The following is a 15,669-nucleotide window of genomic DNA, read 5'->3' as shown; positions in this document are numbered from 1 at the left end:
TGCCGGCTGCCCGACACATGTCTGGCCTAGTGCCCCGCTCATGGCCTAGACTGATCCGCATCTGCTGTCCTCCGCTTTTGCTCTTAAGGCCTCTTGCATGTCCGATCCTCGCTACCAGATCGACGTCAGCGTCGTCACCCGCTTCCTGGCGGACCAATCACACCCCGAAGACAACCGTTATGCCTTTGCCTACACCATCACGGTGAAGAACAACGGGCAGGTGCCGGCCAAACTGCTGTCGCGCCACTGGGTAATTACCGATGGCGACGGCCAGGTCGAGGAAGTGCGTGGCGCTGGCGTGGTTGGTCAGCAGCCGTTGATCGACATCGGCGCCAGCCATACCTACAGCAGCGGCACAGTGATGACCTCCAAGGTCGGCACTATGCAGGGCTCGTATCAGATGAAAGCCACCGACGGAAAACTGTTCGACGCCATCATCGCGCCGTTTCGCCTCGCAGTGCCCGGAGCCCTGCACTGATGACGACGTACGCGGTCGGTGACCTGCAAGGCTGCCTGGAACCCCTCAAATGCCTGCTGGAGCGCGTAGCCTTCAACCCGGCGAGCGACCGCCTGTGGCTGGTCGGCGACCTGGTCAATCGCGGCCCCGAGTCCCTCGAGACCCTGCGCTTTCTTTATAAGATGCGCGATTCATTGGTGTGCGTGCTGGGCAACCATGACCTGCACCTGCTGGCGGCCGGCAATAACATCGAACGCCTGAAAAAAGGCGACACCCTGCGCGAGATCCTGGAAGCGCCGGACAGGACGGAATTACTGGACTGGCTGCGCCGCCAAAAGCTCATGCATTACGACGAAGGCCGCAACATGGCCTTGGTGCATGCTGGCATCCCGCCCCAATGGACGCTGAAGAAAGCCCTCAAGTGCGCCGCCGAAGTCGAAAGCGCCCTGGCCGATGACAATCTTTACACCGCCTACCTCGACGGCATGTACGGCAACGAGCCGGTCAAGTGGGACAATGACCTCACCGGCGTGGCCCGCCTGCGCGTGATCACCAACTACTTCACACGCATGCGCTTCTGCACCGCCGAAGGCAAGCTGGACCTCAAGAGCAAGGAAGGCGCCGACACTGCGCTTCCCGGTTATAAGCCATGGTTTGCCCACAAGGAACGCAAGACCCGTGACATGAAGATCATCTTCGGTCACTGGGCGGCCCTGGAAGGCAAATGCGAAGAACCCGGCGTGTTCGCCCTCGACACCGGTTGCGTGTGGGGCGGCGCCATGACCCTGATGAACATCGACACCGGCGAGCGCCTGAGCTGCCAGTGCGAACCTCCCCCTTCTGTAATACTGCCGGGCGCCAAGCCCTAGGAGCCCGCCATGAGCGAATTCAAACGTATCCCTCCCGAACAAGCCCAGGCCCTGCGCGAGCAAGGCGCCGTGGTGGTCGACATTCGCGACCAGCCGACCTATGCAGCAGGCCACATCAGCGGCGCGCAGCATCTGGATAACCAAAACATCCAGGATTTCATCCGCACGGCCGACCTCGACGCGCCAGTGATCGTGGCCTGCTACCACGGCAATTCCAGCCAGAGTGCAGCGGCCTATCTGATCAGCCAGGGCTTCTCCGACGTCTATAGCCTGGACGGCGGCTTTGAGCTGTGGCGCACGACCTATCCTGCAGAAATTGCCTCTGGCGATTCGCAATAATTTTTTTCACACCCCGCTACCCCGCGTGACGCATGGGCTTGCGCCGTTTCTGACGAACGGCGCAGCCAAACTAATTGCGCATCGCGCCTTGACCTCCCGGATTCCGAACTATCCTTAAGCGCAGGCCATCCGAATCAGGGGAGAGCCGGTACACCGGCGTGCGGGTCATCGGTAGCGTTTCAGGGTGTTCTGGGGGGAAAACAGCCAGTGGCGAATGCCAAGGGCTGCCAGCATCGACTGATTGATCCGGCGTCGGCTCCACGTATCGAGCGAGGTGACGACGTCATGAGTATCTTTAGCCACTTCCAACAACGCTTCGAGTCCACCCAGCAGGAAGAACTTACCCTGCAGGAGTATCTCGAGCTGTGCAAAAAGGACCGCAGCACCTACGCATCTGCCGCCGAACGCCTGCTGTTGGCGATTGGTGAGCCGGAGCTGGTAGACACCTCGAACAATTCGCGCCTGTCGCGAATATTCTCCAACAAGGTGATCCGCCGCTACCCGGCCTTTGAAGACTTCCACGGCATGGAAGAATGCATCGACCAGATCGTCTCCTACTTCCGGCATGCCGCCCAAGGCCTGGAAGAGAAGAAACAGATCCTCTACCTGCTCGGGCCGGTCGGCGGCGGCAAGTCGTCCCTGGCGGAAAAGCTCAAACAACTGATCGAGAAGGTGCCCTTCTACGCGATCAAGGGCTCGCCGGTGTTCGAGTCACCTCTGGGGCTGTTCAACGCCACGGAAGATGGCGCGATCCTCGAAGAAGACTTCGGCATCCCACGCCGCTACCTCAACACCATCATGTCGCCATGGGCTACCAAGCGCCTGTCGGAGTTTGGCGGCGACATCAGCCAGTTCCGCGTGGTGAAACTCTACCCGTCGATCCTCAACCAGATCGGCGTGGCCAAGACCGAGCCCGGCGACGAGAACAACCAGGACATCTCGGCGCTGGTGGGCAAGGTTGATATCCGCAAACTGGAAGAATTCCCACAGAACGACGCCGACGCCTACAGCTACTCGGGCGCACTGTGCCGGGCCAACCAGGGCCTGATGGAATTCGTGGAGATGTTCAAGGCGCCGATCAAGGTGCTGCACCCACTGCTCACCGCCACCCAAGAGGGTAACTACAACAGTACCGAAGGCTTGGGCGCGATTCCGTTTACCGGGATCCTGCTGGCCCACTCCAACGAATCGGAATGGCATACCTTCCGCAACAACAAGAACAACGAAGCCTTCATCGACCGGATCTACATCGTCAAGGTGCCGTACTGCCTGCGGGTCAGCGATGAGATCAAGATCTACGACAAACTGCTCTTCAACAGCTCCCTGGCCAAGGCGCATTGCGCGCCGGGACACCCTGAAGATGCTCGCCCAGTTCACCGTGCTCTCGCGCCTCAAGGAGCCTGAAAACTCGAACATCTACTCGAAAATGCGCGTGTATGACGGCGAAAACCTCAAGGACACCGATCCGAAAGCCAAGTCGATCCAGGAATACCGCGATACCGCGGGTGTGGACGAGGGCATGAACGGTCTGTCGACACGCTTTGCATTCAAGATCCTGTCCAAAGTCTTCAACTTCGACCCACACGAGATCGCCGCCAACCCAGTGCACCTGCTCTATGTGCTGGAACAGCAGATCGAACAGGAGCAATTCCAGGCCGAAACCCGCGAACGCTACCTGCGCTTCCTCAAGGAATACCTGGCGCCGCGCTACATCGAGTTCATCGGCAAGGAAATCCAGACTGCGTACCTGGAGTCCTACAGCGAGTACGGCCAGAACATCTTCGACCGCTACGTGCTGTACGCCGACTTCTGGATCCAGGACCAGGAGTACCGCGACCCGGAGACCGGCGAGATCCTCAACCGCGTGGCCCTCAACGAGGAACTGGAGAAGATCGAAAAACCGGCCGGCATCAGCAATCCGAAGGATTTCCGCAACGAAATCGTCAACTTCGTGCTGCGCGCCCGCGCCAACAACAACGGCAAGAACCCTACCTGGCTCAGCTACGAGAAGCTGCGGGTGGTCATCGAGAAGAAAATGTTCTCCAACACCGAGGACCTGCTGCCGGTTATCAGCTTCAACGCCAAGGCCAGCAAGGAGGACCAGCAAAAACACAACGACTTTGTTACACGCATGGTCGAACGCGGCTACACCGACAAACAGGTACGGCTGCTCTCCGAGTGGTATCTGCGGGTGCGCAAATCGCAGTAAGGCAGCGACAGGCGCGTGCTGCCAGGCTTATGGCCTGGCGGCCGACCGCTTGTCTCTAAGCTTCCAGCTCGCGGCTTGAAGCTTGTAACGTGAAGCTGCCCGGAGGGCTCCCCATGAGCTATGTGATCGACCGACGCCTCAATGGCAAGAACAAGAGCACGGTAAACCGTCAGCGTTTCCTGCGGCGTTACCGTGACCACATCAAAAAGGCCGTCGAAGAGGCCGTCAGCCGCCGCTCCATTACCGACATGGAGCATGGCGAGCAAATCAGCATTCCCGGACGCGACATCGACGAACCGGTGCTGCACCACGGTCGAGGCGGCAAACAGACCGTTGTGCACCCCGGCAACAAGGAGTTCACCACCGGCGAGCACATCCAGCGTCCCCAAGGTGGTGGCGGCGGTAAAGGCCCAGGCAAAGCGGGTAATTCCGGCGAAGGCATGGACGAGTTCGTGTTCCAGATCACCCAGGAAGAATTCCTGGAGTTCATGTTTGAAGACCTGGAACTGCCGAACCTGGTCAAACGCAACCTGACCGGCACTGACACTTTCAAGACTGTGCGCGCGGGGATCAGTAACGAGGGCAACCCGTCCCGCATCAATATCATTCGCACGCTGCGCTCGGCCCATGCACGGCGTATCGCATTGTCCGGTAGCAGCCGCGCCAAACTGAAGGAAGCCAAAGAAGAACTGGCACGCTTAAAGCGCGAAGAGCCGGATAACTTCGGCGATATCCAGCAAATCGAGGCGGAAATCGAGAAACTCAGCGCGCGCATTCACCGCGTGCCGTTCCTCGACACCTTCGACCTGAAATACAACTTGCTGGTCAAGCAACCCAACCCCAGCTCCAAGGCGGTGATGTTCTGCCTGATGGACGTGTCCGGCTCCATGACCCAGGCCACCAAAGACATTGCCAAGCGCTTCTTCATCCTGCTGTACCTGTTCCTTAAGCGGAACTACGACAAGATCGACGTGGTGTTCATCCGCCATCACACCAGCGCCCGGGAAGTGGACGAAGAAGAGTTCTTCTACTCGCGGGAAACCGGCGGAACCATTGTGTCCAGCGCGTTAAAGCTGATGCAGGAGATCATGGCCGAGCGCTACCCTGCCAATGAGTGGAACATCTACGCCGCGCAAGCTTCCGACGGCGACAACTGGAACGATGACTCGCCGATCTGCCGCGACATCCTGATCAACCAGATCATGCCGTTCGTGCAGTACTACACCTACGTCGAAATCACCCCTCGTGAGCACCAGGCACTGTGGTTTGAATATGAGCGCATCGGTGAAGCCTTTGCCGATACGTTCGCCCAGCAGCAACTGGTCTCGGCCGGCGATATCTACCCGGTCTTCCGTGAACTCTTCCAGCGCAGGTTAGTGACATGACCGCCAAAAAAGAGCATAAGCGCCAACCCATTTCCACCGGCTCCGAGTGGACCTTTGAACTGATCCAGGCCTATGACCGGGAAATCAGCCGCATCGCGGCGGGTTATGCCCTGGACACCTACCCCAACCAGATCGAAGTGATCACCGCCGAACAGATGATGGACGCCTACGCCTCGGTCGGCATGCCCTTGGGCTACCACCATTGGTCTTACGGCAAACACTTCCTCAGTACCGAGAAGTCCTACACCCGCGGCCAGATGGGCCTGGCCTACGAGATCGTGATCAACTCCGACCCGTGCATCGCCTACCTGATGGAAGAAAACACCATCTGCATGCAGGCGCTGGTGGTGGCCCACGCGTGCTACGGGCATAACAGCTTCTTCAAGGGCAACTACCTGTTCCGCACCTGGACCGATGCCAGTTCGATCATCGATTACCTGGTGTTCGCCAAGCAGTACATCATGCAATGCGAGGAACGCCATGGCATTGATGCTGTGGAAGACTTGCTCGACTCCTGCCACGCGCTGATGAATTACGGCGTCGACCGCTACAAACGCCCGTATCCGATTTCTGCCGAGGAAGAACGCCTGCGACAGAAGGAGCGTGAGGAGCACCTGCAAAAGCAGATCAACGACCTGTGGCGCACGATTCCTAAAAAAGCCGGCAAAAACAGCGACAAGGACAATGCACGCTTCCCCGCCGAACCTCAGGAAAACATCCTGTATTTCCTGGAAAAACACGCACCGCTGCTGGAGCCATGGCAACGGGAAATCGTGCGCATTGTGCGCAAGATCGCCCAGTACTTTTACCCACAGCGCCAGACCCAGGTGATGAACGAAGGCTGGGCGACGTTCTGGCACTACACCTTGATGAACGACCTGTACGACGAAGGCCTGGTCACCGACGGTTTCATGATGGAGTTTCTCACCTCCCATACCAGCGTGGTGTTCCAGCCCGGTTTTGACAGCCCGTATTACAGCGGCATCAACCCGTATGCGCTGGGCTTTGCCATGTATCGGGACATCCGGCGCATGTGTGAAGACCCCACCGAAGAAGACCGCCGCTGGTTCCCGGAAATCGCCGGCAGCGACTGGTTGTCGACCATCAAGTTCGCCATGAGCAGCTTCAAGGATGAGAGTTTTATCCTGCAGTACCTGTCACCCCAGGTGATTCGCGACCTCAAGCTGTTCAGCATTCTCGATGACGACCTCAAGGATGATCTGGTGGTGCCTGCCATCCACGACGAACCGGGCTACCGCACCATCCGTGAAACCCTGGCGGCGCAATACAACCTGGGCAACCGTGAGCCCAACGTGCAGATCTATAGCATCGACGTACGCGGCGATCGCTCGCTGACCTTGCGTCACCAGCAGCACGACCGCAAACCCTTGGGCGAATCCACCGAAGAAGTACTCAAACACCTGCACCGGCTGTGGGGCTTCGACATTCACCTGGAAACCCTGCAGGGCGATCAGGTGATGAAAACCCACCATGTGCCACCACGCACCGACCACAACGATAACGACTACGGCCGCCTGGACCTGGCCGTCGTTCACCTCTGAAACAGCAAAGCCTCCATTGGTCCGGCACAGGCGGTATCCTGTGCCGCTAATGGAGGCTTTTTCATGAAAATCTACACAGTCGGCGGTGCAGTGCGTGATCGCCTGCTCGGCCTCAACGTCACCGATATTGACCGCGTTGTGGTGGGGGCGACCACTGAAGAAATGCTCGCCAAAGGCTACAAGCCGGTCGGCGCTGACTTCCCGGTATTTCTGGACCCCAAGAACGGCGACGAATACGCCCTGGCCCGCACCGAACGCAAGAGCGGTCGGGGTTATGGCGGCTTTGTGTTTCACGCCAGCCCCGAGGTGACGCTGGAAGAAGACCTGATTCGCCGCGACCTGACCATCAACGCCATGGCCGAGGATGATGACGGCAACCTGACCGATCCTTATGGCGGCCAAAGCGACCTTCAAGCGCGCATTCTGCGCCACGTTTCCCCCGCGTTCGCCGAAGATCCCTTGCGCGTGCTGCGTGTTGCGCGCTTTGCCGCGCGTTATGCCCACCTGGGTTTTACCGTCGCCCCGCAAACCCTGGAACTGATGCGCCAACTCAGCGAGTCAGGCGAACTGCAAGCCTTGACCCCGGAGCGCAGCTGGAAAGAAATTTCCAGGGCGCTGATGGAGGATCAGCCTCAAGTGTTTATTCAGATACTGCGCGACTGCGACGCACTGAAAACTCTGATGCCCGAAGTGAATGCGTTATTTGGCGTGCCACAACCCGAGGCCCATCACCCGGAAATCGACACCGGGATCCATACGTTGAGCGTGCTCGAACAGGCCGCCTTGCATCAGCAGCCGCTGACCGTGCGCTGGGCTTGCCTGCTGCACGACCTGGGCAAAGGCCTGACGCCTGTGGATAAGTTGCCGCAGCACATTGCCCACGAACACACGGGTTTGAAGCTGATCAAGGCGGTCAACGAACGCTTCAAGGTGCCGAAGGATTGCCAGGAACTGGCGCTGCTGGTCGGCCAATATCACACCCATGGCCACCGCGCGCTGGAACTCAAAGCCTCGACATTGCTGGAGTTGCTGCAGAGTTTTGACGTGTATCGCCGGCCGCAGCGCTTTGAAGAGTTTGTGGTGAGTTGTGAAATGGACGCCCGGGGCCGCAAGGGCCTGGAGCAGAGAAGTTATCCACAGGCGGATTATTTACGCGGCGCAGCCAAGGCGGCTCGCGAAGTACCGGTGGCGCCCTTGCTGGAGAAAGGTTTCACAGGCCCGGAGCTGGGCGAGGCGCTCAAGCGTGAGCGGCTTAAAGTGCTCAAGGCCTACAAAGAACAATACAACCTGTAGTCGTTACTCTTTGTGGCAGACGGGTTTGCATCAATGCCGTTCAATTAAACGCAAAACGTGTGGGAGCGGGCTTGCCCGCGAAGACGTCGGCACCGTAAACATTGATGTTGACTGACCCACCGCTTTCGCGGGCAAGCCCGCTCCCACAGTTGAATCCGGTCAAGCCAGGCGCATCGGCGGCTACAGTAGATCCGCTGGGGTCAACTGCTGGCCCTGCCATTCAAACCCGACAGGCGCCAGCACCTGGTCGATCTGGGCATCGCGCCATAACTCGGCCATGGTCTTATCGACTTCAGGGTGTACACGATCCGGCGCCATCAACGACAACGGCCACAGCACAAAAGCATTCTTCAGGATCTCTGCGCGCGGCAGGATCAAACCGTCGAAATTCCCCACCAGGTCACCGTACAACAGCACATCGATATCCAACGGCAGCCCTTTGCGGTCCGGGGCATAACGACCATTGTTGGCCTCGATGAATTTCAACCGGCGATCGAGCTCCATCAACGGCAGGTCGGTATACGCCGACACGACAAGGTTGAAGAATGGCCCGCTCTTGATGCCCACCGGCTGGCTTTCAAATACCGCGGAGCAGCGTACATCGGTCAAGAAGCCCGCCAACGCGTCCAGGCCGGCACGCAGGTGCGGCTCGCGCTCGATATTGCTGCCAAGGCCAAGGTAAACCTGAGTTAGCGACATCCGCGCTCGATCTCCACGCCCACGCCTTTGGCAGCCGGTACGGCGCCGGGCTTGGTCAATTTGAGGTGCAGCCAGGGAATCTGGAATTCGTTCATCAGCACTTCGGCCAACCGCTCGGCAAAGGTTTCCACCAACTGGTACTGGGATTGCTCGGCAAAGGCCTGGATACGCGTGGACACACTGGCGTAATCCAGCGCCAGGGTCAGGTCGTCACCGGCAGCCGCCGGGCGATTGTCCCAGGCGAAGCTAAGGTCCAGGCGCAGGCATTGCTTGATGCCGCGCTCCCAGTCGTAGGCCCCGATTACGGTGTCGACTTCCAGGCCTTCGATAAACACTCTGTCCAAGCTCTTCTCCGCAGCACGACAAGGGCGCATTGCCCCGTTAGAATCAGGGCGTCCTCGCCCGGAATAGTTAGCATGTTTTGGTTACTGGCGATTCTCGCCTACCTGCTCGGCTCGCTGTCCTTCGCCATTTTGCTCAGCCGCCTGACGGGAAATCCCGACCCGCGAATGAGTGGCTCAGGCAATGCCGGCGCCACCAATATGTTGCGCCTGGCGGGCAAGAAACTCGCCGTACTGACGCTGCTGGGCGACCTCTGCAAGGGCTTGTTGCCCGTACTGATCGCCAGCTTCGCCGGTCTTACCTTGCAACAGCAGGCCTGGGTGGGCGTGTGCGCCGTCCTGGGCCATCTGTTTCCGCTGTACTTCCGTTTTCGCGGCGGCAAAGGCGTCGCGACCGCGGCCGGTATGCTGCTGGGGGTTTACCCTCCGGCAGCGCTGCTGGCCGTGCTGGCCTGGCTGCTGACGTTCTACCTGACCCGCACCAGCTCGCTGGCCGCCCTGATCGCCACACCACTCACCCTGCCGTTGCTGGCCTGGCAGGCACCGGCGGCGTTGCTGCCGATGAGCGTACTGACACTGCTGATCGTGTGGCGCCACCGCGGCAATTTACGCGACCTGTTTGCCGGGCGCGAACGGCATTTTTAAATACCGTTGATGAGCCCGGCTCAGATCAAACCGCCTAAAGCGGTGAAAGCTGCTCCATCGGCCAGCGTGCCTGCACGCTGATCGCCAGGCTTTCGTGCTGCCCGGCCTGCAGGCGCTGGCAACCGGCGTAGGCAATCATCGCGCCATTGTCGGTGCAGAACTCAGGGCGGGCATAGAACACATCGCCCTTCATGTCGCCGAGCATTTTTTCCAGTGAGGCACGCAACGCCTTGTTGGCACTGACGCCGCCTGCGATCACCAGGCGCTGCATGCCTGCCTGTTTCAGGGCGCGCTTGCACTTGATGGTCAAAGTCTCCACCACGGCCTGCTGGAACGCCAGCGCGATGTCGCAACGGGCTTGTTCACTGTCGTCCCCGGCGCTGACGCTTTGCTGCCAGGTGTTCAGCGCGGAGGTTTTCAAGCCACTGAAGCTGAACATCAGGCCTGGGCGATCGCACATCGGGCGCGGGAAGGTGTAGCGGCCCGGCACGCCTTTTTCGGCCAGCCGCGCGATTTCCGGGCCACCGGGATAATTGAGGCCCATCATCTTCGCGGTTTTGTCGAAAGCTTCGCCGGCGGCGTCATCCAGCGACTCCCCCAAAAGCGTGTATTGGCCGATGCCATCCACTTGAACCAACTGCGTATGGCCACCGGAAACCAACAAAGCGACGAACGGGAACTGCGGCGGTGTCTTTTCCAGCATCGGTGCCAGTAAATGGCCTTCCATATGGTGCACACCGAGGGCTGGAATGCCCCAGGCAAAGGCCAGCGCCTGGGCGCAAGAGGCCCCAACCAGAAGGGCTCCAACCAATCCGGGGCCTGCGGTGTAGGCAATTGCGTCGATCTCGGTGGGCACACAGCCGGCCTCGTTCAACACCTGGCGAATCAAGGGCAGCATGCGCTTGACGTGATCGCGGCTGGCCAGCTCCGGCACCACCCCGCCATAGGCGCGGTGCAAGTCGATCTGACTGAACAGTGCATCGGCCAAAAGCCCGCGTTCACTGTCGTAAAGTGCGACACCGGTTTCGTCGCAGGAGGTTTCAAGTCCCAGTACTAGCATGGGTTTGCGCCTTGTAGAGGCTGAATTCGAAGGCGCGCATAATAGTCGCCACTCCCCCTCCCGACTAGCGGTTTTCGATCAGAGGCTTTGCATTCCGGTCAATGAGGGGTTAACATCCGCAACCCTTAAAAACCGACGACCTCAGCCGCGAATTTTTTGCGACGAGAACGTTGATTCCCGGTAATGAAAGAAGGTAGCTCTGGATGCCAGCCGTCAAAGTAAAAGAGAACGAACCCTTCGACGTAGCTCTGCGTCGTTTCAAGCGCTCCTGCGAAAAAGCCGGTGTTCTGGCTGAAGTTCGTAGCCGCGAATTTTATGAGAAGCCAACTTCTGAGCGTAAGCGTAAAGCAGCAGCCGCTGTTAAGCGTCACGCCAAGAAAGTTCAGCGCGAACAGCGCCGCGCCGTTCGTCTGTACTAATACACAGACTTACGTAGCAAGCTTCTGCCAAGCCCGGCCCTCAGCCGGGCTGTTGGCATTTGCGGATATCGCTTGATGCTTCACCGTCGACGCCGCACATGCGACCGAGACACTGCTTCACACGTCAGGACTGGCTCTTCTGCCAGCGGTGCGCGTCTCTTCTGACGAGCCTAACAAGGCTACTGACGAGCACACTTAATTTTACAAACAGACGATCAACTGTGTCGGCTGTGCCCATCAAGGCGTTTCCGAGGCCACTACTGGCCAACACCGGACGCCAGGGCAACATTTCCAAGCCGAAGACTGATAGAAGCTAACGTCAGTGAATGCTCGGCAGATACACTCCCCATGCAGACGACAGATGTTCAAGCACTCGATACGTGCGCTTGAACGCTTCACGGGCCCTCATTTACACGCAGTGATGACGAGAACGCCATGGCCGGGCTGATTCCCCAGAGTTTTATTGACGACCTTCTTAACCGCACCGACATCGTCGATGTTGTCAGCTCGCGCGTGCAAATGAAGAAGGCCGGCAAGAACTACACTGCCTGCTGCCCGTTCCACAAAGAAAAAACCCCGTCATTCAGCGTCAGCCCAGACAAGCAGTTCTACTACTGCTTCGGTTGCGGCGCAGGCGGCAATGCCCTCGGCTTCATCATGGACCACGACAACCTGGACTTCCCCCAGGCTGTCGAGGAACTGGCCAAAGCCGCCGGCATGGAAATCCCCCGCGAAGAAAGTGGCCGCGCGCACAAACCGCGACAACCCACTGATTCGCCGCTGTACCCGCTGCTGACCGCTGCTGCCGACTTCTATCGTCAGGCGCTTAAAAGCCATCCGCAGCGCAAGGCCGCCGTCGAGTACCTCAAGGGCCGCGGCCTGACCGGCGAGATCGCGCGAGATTTTGGCCTGGGCTTTGCACCGCCGGGCTGGGACAACCTGTACAAGCATCTGAGCAGCGATACGCTGCAGCAAAAGGCCATGATCGATGCCGGCCTGCTGGTGGAAAACGCCGAGACCGGCAAGCGCTATGACCGCTTCCGCGATCGCGTGATGTTTCCGATCCGCGACAGCCGTGGCCGCATCATCGCGTTTGGTGGCCGGGTACTCGGGGATGACAAGCCTAAATACCTGAACTCCCCGGAAACCCCGGTATTTCACAAGGGCCAGGAACTCTACGGCCTGTTTGAGGCGCGCAAAAACAATCGCAACCTCGATGAAATCATCGTGGTGGAAGGCTACATGGACGTGATCGCGCTGGCCCAGCAGGGCCTGCGCAATGCCGTCGCCACCCTGGGCACCGCCACCAGCGAAGAACACATGAAGCGCCTGTTTCGCGTGGTGCCCAGCGTGCTGTTCTGTTTCGACGGCGACCAGGCCGGCCGTAACGCCGCCTGGCGTGCGCTCGAAGCCACGTTGTCGAGCCTGCAGGACGGGCGCCGCGCGCGCTTTCTGTTTCTGCCCGAAGGCGAAGACCCGGACACCCTGGTGCGCTCCGAAGGCACCGACGCCTTCCGCGCCCGCATCAATCAACACGCGCAACCGCTGGCGGACTATTTCTTCCAACAGTTGACCGAAGAAGCCGACCCGCGCTCCCTCGAAGGCAAGGCCCACATGGCCACCCTCGCAGCGCCGCTGATCGACAAAGTGCCAGGCGCCAACCTGAAATCACTGATGCGCATGCGCCTGCTGGAAATCACCGGCCTGAGTGGCGAGGCCGTCAGCCAGCTGGTGCACAGCGCACCGCAGGAAGCGCCACCGGCCTACGACCCAGGCATGGATTACGACGCCATGCCGGACTATTCCGACTTCCACCAACCGCAGGAGGCCTACGCGCCCCAGCAGGAGTGGACACCGAAGAAACCCGGCGCCGGCGGTAAAAAATGGGACAAAAAACCCTGGAACAAGAACGGCAAGCGCGGTGACCGCGACGAGGCTTACGCGCCGCGAACACCTGTCGCCGTCGAAGCTCCAACGCTCATTGCGCTGAGAACACTTATTCACCACCCGCAATTGGCAAAAAAAGTTGAGAGCGCCGATCACTTTGCCAACGAGAGCAACACGTATGCTCAGGTACTGATCGCCTTGATCGAGGCGGTACAGAAAAATCCTAAGCTAAACTCAATTCAATTGATGGCTCGTTGGCACGGCACCGAACAAGGACGCTTGCTTAAAGCGCTGGCGGAAAAGGAGTGGCTAATTGACGGCGACAACCTTGAACAACAGTTTTTAGACACCATTACTAGGTTATCCGCAGGTCAGCACACGCAGACCCTGGATGAGCTGATCAAGCGTGCAAGGCAGCCGGGTTTATCGGCTGAAGAGCAAATTCAGATAGCAAAACAGATGCGCGACCTCTTAAAACAGAATGTTTGTACATCTAACCCGACCTCAGCTGGCGTGTGAGGTCATAGCTCGGGTATAATCCTCGGCTTGTTTTTTGCCCGCCAAGACCTTCAGTGGATAGGGTGTTATGTCCGGAAAAGCGCAACAACAGTCTCGTATCAAAGAGTTGATCACCCTTGGTCGTGAGCAGAAGTATCTGACTTACGCAGAGGTCAACGATCACCTGCCTGAGGATATTTCAGATCCAGAGCAGGTGGAAGACATCATCCGCATGATTAATGACATGGGGATCCCCGTACACGAGAGTGCTCCGGATGCGGACGCCCTTATGTTGGCCGACTCCGATACCGACGAGGCAGCTGCTGAAGAAGCGGCGGCCGCGCTGGCAGCGGTGGAGACCGACATCGGTCGCACGACTGACCCTGTGCGCATGTATATGCGTGAAATGGGTACCGTCGAGCTGCTGACACGTGAAGGCGAAATCGAAATCGCCAAACGTATTGAAGAGGGTATCCGTGAAGTGATGGGCGCAATCGCGCACTTCCCTGGCACGGTTGACCACATTCTCTCCGAGTACACTCGCGTCACCACCGAAGGTGGCCGCCTGTCTGACGTTCTGAGCGGTTACATCGACCCGGACGACGGCATTGCGCCGCCTGCCGCCGAAGTGCCGCCGCCTGTCGATGCGAAAGCCGCGAAAGCCGACGACGACACCGAAGACGACGATGCTGAAGCCAGCAGCGACGACGAAGATGAAGTTGAAAGCGGCCCGGACCCGGTCATCGCAGCCCAGCGTTTCGGTGCGGTTTCCGATCAAATGGAAATCACCCGCAAGGCCCTGAAAAAGCACGGTCGCTCCAACAAGCTGGCGATTGCCGAGCTGGTGGCCCTGGCTGAGCTGTTCATGCCGATCAAGCTGGTACCGAAGCAATTCGAAGGCCTGGTTGAGCGTGTTCGCAGTGCCCTTGAACGTCTGCGTGCGCAAGAACGCGCAATCATGCAGCTGTGTGTACGTGATGCACGTATGCCGCGTGCTGACTTCCTGCGCCAGTTCCCGGGCAACGAAGTCGACGAAAGCTGGACCGACGCACTGGCCAAAGGCAAGGCGAAATACGCCGAAGCCATTGGTCGCCTGCAGCCGGACATCATCCGTTGCCAGCAAAAGCTGACCGCGCTTGAGACCGAAACCGGTCTGACGATTGCTGAAATCAAAGACATCAACCGTCGCATGTCGATCGGTGAGGCCAAGGCCCGCCGCGCGAAGAAAGAGATGGTTGAAGCGAACTTGCGTCTGGTGATCTCGATCGCCAAGAAGTACACCAACCGTGGCCTGCAATTCCTCGATCTGATCCAGGAAGGCAACATCGGCTTGATGAAGGCGGTGGACAAGTTCGAATACCGTCGCGGCTACAAGTTCTCGACTTATGCCACCTGGTGGATCCGTCAGGCGATCACTCGCTCGATCGCCGACCAGGCTCGCACCATCCGTATTCCGGTGCACATGATCGAGACGATCAACAAGCTCAACCGTATTTCCCGGCAGATGTTGCAGGAAATGGGTCGCGAACCGACCCCGGAAGAGCTGGGCGAACGCATGGAGATGCCTGAGGATAAAATCCGCAAGGTATTGAAGATCGCTAAAGAGCCGATCTCCATGGAAACGCCGATTGGTGATGACGAAGACTCCCATCTGGGTGACTTCATCGAAGACTCGACCATGCAGTCGCCAATCGATGTCGCCACTGTTGAGAGCCTTAAAGAAGCGACTCGCGACGTACTGTCCGGCCTCACTGCCCGTGAAGCCAAGGTACTGCGCATGCGTTTCGGCATCGACATGAATACCGACCACACCCTTGAGGAAGTCGGTAAGCAGTTTGACGTGACCCGCGAGCGGATCCGTCAGATCGAAGCCAAGGCGCTGCGCAAGTTGCGCCACCCGACGCGAAGCGAGCATCTACGCTCCTTCCTCGACGAGTGATACCAGAACCCCCGGCCCAGGCCGGGGGTTTTGTTTTCTATAGATTAATTTCTACAGATTAACTACC

Annotated in this window: 13 protein-coding genes and 1 pseudogene; 11 read left to right on the top strand and 3 right to left on the bottom strand. The window is 59.0% G+C overall.

The window, feature by feature from the left end:
- Positions 1–97 precede the first annotated feature (97 nt).
- The 7 genes and pseudogenes from apaG to QF043_RS01105 all read left to right on the top strand — a co-directional run bounded on the left by apaG (position 98) and on the right by QF043_RS01105 (position 8,114).
- On the top strand, positions 98–478 hold the full coding sequence (gene apaG, locus QF043_RS01135; protein WP_065929387.1) for a Co2+/Mg2+ efflux protein ApaG: 381 nt from the start codon (positions 98–100) through the stop codon (positions 476–478).
- Positions 478–1,326: a symmetrical bis(5'-nucleosyl)-tetraphosphatase gene (locus tag QF043_RS01130; RefSeq protein WP_307417247.1), complete on the top strand. Its 849-nt coding sequence runs from the start codon at positions 478–480 to the stop codon at positions 1,324–1,326. The genes apaG and QF043_RS01130 overlap by 1 nt, the downstream gene beginning before the upstream one ends.
- 9 nt (positions 1,327–1,335) lie before the next feature.
- The gene (gene glpE / locus QF043_RS01125; protein WP_307417246.1) at positions 1,336–1,665 is read left to right on the top strand and encodes a thiosulfate sulfurtransferase GlpE; all 330 of its coding nucleotides are present in this window, start codon (positions 1,336–1,338) and stop codon (positions 1,663–1,665) included.
- A 285-nt stretch (positions 1,666–1,950) separates the two neighbouring features.
- Positions 1,951–3,874, top strand: a pseudogene (locus QF043_RS01120) (PrkA family serine protein kinase).
- A gap of 113 nt (positions 3,875–3,987) precedes the next feature.
- Positions 3,988–5,259 (top strand): YeaH/YhbH family protein, encoded by a 1,272-nt coding sequence (locus QF043_RS01115; protein ID WP_017138057.1) that lies wholly within the window; start codon positions 3,988–3,990, stop codon positions 5,257–5,259.
- Positions 5,256–6,821, top strand: a complete 1,566-nt coding sequence (locus QF043_RS01110; RefSeq protein WP_307417245.1) for a SpoVR family protein — start codon at positions 5,256–5,258, stop codon at positions 6,819–6,821. Before QF043_RS01115 ends, QF043_RS01110 begins: the two co-directional genes overlap by 4 nt.
- Before the next feature lie 63 nt (positions 6,822–6,884).
- Positions 6,885–8,114 carry a multifunctional CCA addition/repair protein gene (locus QF043_RS01105; RefSeq protein WP_307417244.1) on the top strand — a complete coding sequence of 410 codons (1,230 nt, stop codon included), beginning with the start codon at positions 6,885–6,887 and terminating at the stop codon, positions 8,112–8,114.
- Between the two features lie 180 nt (positions 8,115–8,294).
- On the opposite strand, the gene folK is transcribed toward QF043_RS01105, so the two are convergent.
- Both folK and folB read right to left on the bottom strand, forming a co-directional pair.
- Positions 8,295–8,813 carry a 2-amino-4-hydroxy-6-hydroxymethyldihydropteridine diphosphokinase gene (gene folK / locus QF043_RS01100; protein ID WP_307417243.1) on the bottom strand — a complete coding sequence of 173 codons (519 nt, stop codon included), beginning with the start codon at positions 8,811–8,813 and terminating at the stop codon, positions 8,295–8,297.
- Positions 8,804–9,157, bottom strand: a complete 354-nt coding sequence (folB, locus tag QF043_RS01095) for a dihydroneopterin aldolase (protein ID WP_017138053.1) — start codon at positions 9,155–9,157, stop codon at positions 8,804–8,806. Before folB ends, folK begins: the two co-directional genes overlap by 10 nt.
- Before the next feature lie 72 nt (positions 9,158–9,229).
- On the opposite strand from folB, the gene plsY reads away from it, so the two are divergent.
- Positions 9,230–9,799 carry a glycerol-3-phosphate 1-O-acyltransferase PlsY gene (plsY, locus tag QF043_RS01090; protein ID WP_056857845.1) on the top strand — a complete coding sequence of 190 codons (570 nt, stop codon included), beginning with the start codon at positions 9,230–9,232 and terminating at the stop codon, positions 9,797–9,799.
- A 34-nt stretch (positions 9,800–9,833) separates the two neighbouring features.
- Here the strand turns inward: plsY and tsaD are convergent, their stop codons facing one another.
- Positions 9,834–10,859, bottom strand: a complete 1,026-nt coding sequence (gene tsaD / locus QF043_RS01085; RefSeq protein WP_307417242.1) for a tRNA (adenosine(37)-N6)-threonylcarbamoyltransferase complex transferase subunit TsaD — start codon at positions 10,857–10,859, stop codon at positions 9,834–9,836.
- Positions 10,860–11,062: 203 nt separating this feature from the next.
- Here tsaD and rpsU point away from each other — a divergent pair, with 203 nt between their 5' ends.
- The 3 genes from rpsU (at position 11,063) to rpoD (ending at position 15,602) form a co-directional block, all read left to right on the top strand.
- Positions 11,063–11,278 (top strand): 30S ribosomal protein S21, encoded by a 216-nt coding sequence (gene rpsU, locus QF043_RS01080; protein WP_002551877.1) that lies wholly within the window; start codon positions 11,063–11,065, stop codon positions 11,276–11,278.
- A 435-nt stretch (positions 11,279–11,713) separates the two neighbouring features.
- Positions 11,714–13,684 carry a DNA primase gene (dnaG, locus tag QF043_RS01075; RefSeq protein ID WP_069786299.1) on the top strand — a complete coding sequence of 657 codons (1,971 nt, stop codon included), beginning with the start codon at positions 11,714–11,716 and terminating at the stop codon, positions 13,682–13,684.
- A 67-nt stretch (positions 13,685–13,751) separates the two neighbouring features.
- Positions 13,752–15,602 (top strand): RNA polymerase sigma factor RpoD, encoded by a 1,851-nt coding sequence (rpoD, locus tag QF043_RS01070; RefSeq protein WP_307417241.1) that lies wholly within the window; start codon positions 13,752–13,754, stop codon positions 15,600–15,602.
- Positions 15,603–15,669: the final 67 nt, after the last annotated feature.

This window comes from Pseudomonas sp. W3I7 (assembly GCF_030816095.1).
Taxonomy (GTDB): Bacteria; Pseudomonadota; Gammaproteobacteria; order Pseudomonadales; family Pseudomonadaceae; genus Aquipseudomonas; species Aquipseudomonas salomonii.
This window is presented reverse-complemented; position numbering and strand designations above follow the sequence as displayed.